This is a genomic window from Mesorhizobium sp. M1E.F.Ca.ET.063.01.1.1 (assembly GCF_003998155.1).
GTDB lineage: Bacteria > Pseudomonadota > Alphaproteobacteria > Rhizobiales > Rhizobiaceae > Mesorhizobium.
Genome location: NZ_RZSC01000695.1, coordinates 1 through 3,078, shown reverse-complemented (window position 1 = coordinate 3,078; position 3,078 = coordinate 1). Strand labels below are relative to the sequence as shown.

The 3,078-nt window shown below is 62.8% G+C and carries 4 protein-coding genes and 1 pseudogene; 2 read left to right on the top strand and 3 right to left on the bottom strand.

Annotation, left to right across the window (positions count from 1 at the left end; all coding sequences use genetic code 11):
- Positions 1-19 precede the first annotated feature (19 nt).
- A complete protein-coding gene (locus tag EOA29_RS30755; RefSeq protein WP_126093124.1) occupies positions 20-496 on the top strand; it encodes an Lrp/AsnC family transcriptional regulator in 477 nt (158 codons plus the stop codon).
- Here the strand turns inward: EOA29_RS30755 and EOA29_RS30750 are convergent.
- On the bottom strand, positions 482-697 hold the full coding sequence (locus EOA29_RS30750) for a hypothetical protein (RefSeq protein ID WP_126093125.1): 216 nt from the start codon (positions 695-697) through the stop codon (positions 482-484). The two genes, EOA29_RS30755 and EOA29_RS30750, sit on opposite strands and share 15 nt — an antisense overlap.
- A 144-nt stretch (positions 698-841) precedes the next feature.
- Entirely contained in the window at positions 842-1,327 is a 486-nt protein-coding gene (locus EOA29_RS30745) for a thioesterase family protein (RefSeq protein WP_126093126.1), read from the bottom strand.
- 164 nt (positions 1,328-1,491) lie between these two features.
- Between EOA29_RS30745 and EOA29_RS30740 the strand changes: the two genes are divergently transcribed.
- Positions 1,492-2,904: an FAD-linked oxidase C-terminal domain-containing protein gene (locus tag EOA29_RS30740; protein ID WP_126093127.1), complete on the top strand. Its 1,413-nt coding sequence runs from the start codon at positions 1,492-1,494 to the stop codon at positions 2,902-2,904.
- 15 nt (positions 2,905-2,919) lie between these two features.
- On the opposite strand, the pseudogene EOA29_RS30735 reads toward EOA29_RS30740, so the two are convergent.
- Positions 2,920-3,078, bottom strand: a pseudogene (locus tag EOA29_RS30735) (Dyp-type peroxidase domain-containing protein); the annotation flags it as partial.

Genomic DNA, 3,078 nt, shown 5'->3' with positions numbered 1-3,078 from the left:
CCAAAGAAAGATAATTCTCTTGAAACGCCTTCGAAATGAAAATGCCGATCTGGATGCGGCCGACCTGAAAATCCTACGGCTCCTGGAGAAGGATGCCCGCACCAGCACGGCTGAGCTTGCGCGGACCGTCGGGCTCTCGGCGCCGAGCGTGGCCGAGCGCATCCGCAAGCTGCAGGAGAATGGCGTGATCGAGGCCTATACGGTGAGGATCAATCCGGCGGCGCTCGGCATGAAGCTGTCGGCATGGCTCAGGATCAGACCGGTGCCCGGGCAGCTTTCCATTGTGGCGGAGATCATCCGCGAGCTGCCGGAAATCGCGCAGTGCGACCGGGTGACCGGCGAGGATTGCTTCATCGCGCTCGCCCATGTCGGCTCCGTGGCCGAGCTGGAGCGGGTGATCGACAAGATCATCCCCTATGCGATGACCAACACCGCCATCATCCAGTCGTCGCCGGTCGAGCCGCGCTCGCCGCTCGGCGGTTTAAGGGAGCGCTGAGGGCTCGGTATGCCCCCGCCTCATGCGCGCCTGTTTCAGAATCGCGCGCCAGCGGATCATGTCGAAGGGTATGGGCTCGTTGTTGTTGGCGATATGGAAGATCTCGTTGTTGACGTTCTTCAGCGATCGCCAGAAATCGTAGTCGGTGATGCGCGGATCGGCCACCAACCGCTCCACTTCGACCTTGATGTCGGTTTTCATGCACTGTCCTCGCGCCGCATTCCGCCTGCCGCCCGCGCGTAACCCGGTACGGCGGTTTTCGAACCGTCCACTGAGTCGTTCAACGGACTCAAGTGGCTTGTTCACGTTAAAACCTTGGTAAGGTTAACGCGGGCGCGCCGCTTTTCAAGCGCTCTTGCGTTTGATGCCGATCGAGCGGCCGGCGCGCTCCGGCATCGGCAGCGCGGCATGGGCGGCGCGCATGGCTTCAATCTGCGCCATCACATCGGCCGGGAAGGGGGCGACCTTCGGTCCGGCCATGTCGACATGCAGCGCAAGCTGCTCGGACGTTGCGGCCAGCCAGCCGTCGACATGGCGGATTTCCTGATAGGCTCTCAGCCGCTTCTCGTCATGGTCGATGAGCTGGAAAGAGACCTTCACCTTATGGTCGAGATGCAGCTCCTGCACGTAGCAGACATGGACTTCCGCCGTGTAGATGGTGAGGCGCCGTTCCTTGGCGTAGTTCGGTCCCATGCCCATCAACTCGAACGCTTCGTCCGAGCAGCGGTCGAACAGCACGTTGTAGTAGGCCATGTTGAGATGGCCGTTATAGTCGATCCAGTCCTTCTCGATCGCCATCGGCTTGGAAATGATCGGCGCGGGCATCGTCATCTGGTTTTCCTTGATCGTCGCTGGACAGGGCGTGGCTGGTGCGGTTCTCGTTGTTTGGCGCAATTCCGGACGGAAAACCGCTTCACACTTTTCCTGGAATTGCTTTAGGCATCATCCATAGCTGCATTACAAGAGTGGCCGCTGGTCCATTCGCGGAGGAAATCATGGCTTTGAGCGACCTCAATCCCGTCGAGCGCAACGAGGAAGGCATCGCCGCCGTGCTCGGCATCCTCAAGCAACAGTTTGGCGAGCGTTTCCAGACCGGAGAGGCGATCCGCAGCCAGCACGCGCACACCACCACCTATATCCCGACCCAGGCGCCGGACGGCGTCGCCTTCGTGGAGAGCACAGCCGAGGTGCAGGAGATCGTGCGCGCCTGCGCCGCGCATCGCGTGCCGGTCATCGCCTTCGGCGTCGGCTCCTCGCTCGAAGGGCACACCAATGCGCCGGGCGGCGGCATCTCGATCGACACCTCGCGCATGAACCGCATCCTGTCGGTCAATCCGCAGGATCTCGACTGCACGGTCGAGCCCGGCGTGACGCGCGAGGACCTCAACCGGCATCTGCGCGACACCGGCCTGTTCTTCCCGATCGATCCCGGTGCCAACGCCTCGCTCGGCGGCATGGCGGCAACGCGCGCGTCGGGCACCAACGCCGTGCGCTACGGCACCATGCGCGAAAACGTCCTGTCACTGACCGCCGTGATGGCGGACGGCGAGGCGGTGACGACCGGCAAGCGGGCAAAGAAAAGCTCGGCCGGCTATGACCTGACGCGGCTGCTGATCGGCTCGGAAGGCACGCTCGGCATCATCACCTCGCTGACGCTGAGACTCCAGGGCATTCCGCAGGCGATCTCCGGCGGCGTCTGTCCTTTTCCGAGTCTTGAGGCAGCCTGCAACACGGTGATTGCGACCATCCAGATGGGCATCCCGGTGGCACGCATCGAACTGGTCAACGCGTTGCAGATGCGGGCGATGAAGAATTATTCCAAGCTCGACTATCCCGAGAGCCCGTGCCTGTTCGTCGAATTCCACGGCAGCGACGCGGGCGTCGCCGAACAGGCCGAAACCTTCGGCATGATAGCCGAGGAAAATGGCGGCGGGCCGTTCCTGTGGACCAGCGTCGCGGAGGAGCGCACGAAGCTCTGGAAGGCGCGGCACGACGCCTATTGGTCTTCGCTGACGCTCCGCCCCGGCGCCAAGGGGCTTTCGACCGATGTCTGCGTGCCGATCTCGCGGCTCGCCGAATGCGTCACCGAAACCGAGGCCGACATTGCCGAAATGGGCCTGATCGCGCCGATCGTCGGCCATGCCGGCGACGGCAATTTCCATGTGCTGGTGCTGATGGATGTCGACAATCCGCAGGAAATCGCGCTCGCGGAAAAATTCGTCGCCAGGCTCAACATGCGCGCGATCGCCATGGAAGGCACCTGCACCGGCGAGCATGGCATCGGCCAGGGCAAGGTCGGCTTCCTGCGTCATGAGCTCGGCCACGGTGTCGATGTCATGCGCACGATCAAGCAGGCGCTCGATCCGCTGAACATCATGAACCCGGGCAAGATCTTGCCGGCAGGGTGATCCGGCGGCCAGGCGCTATTGCGGCTCCGCAAGCTTCTGCAGCATGGGTCGGGTCGGCGCGAAGAAAGTCGTGCCGGTGTGCGGCGTCGAGAAGTCGAGCAGCCGGTCATAGGCGCCCGGCGGTTCGCCGACATACATGCGCTGCAGCATCTTTTCGATTACCCACAGATAACG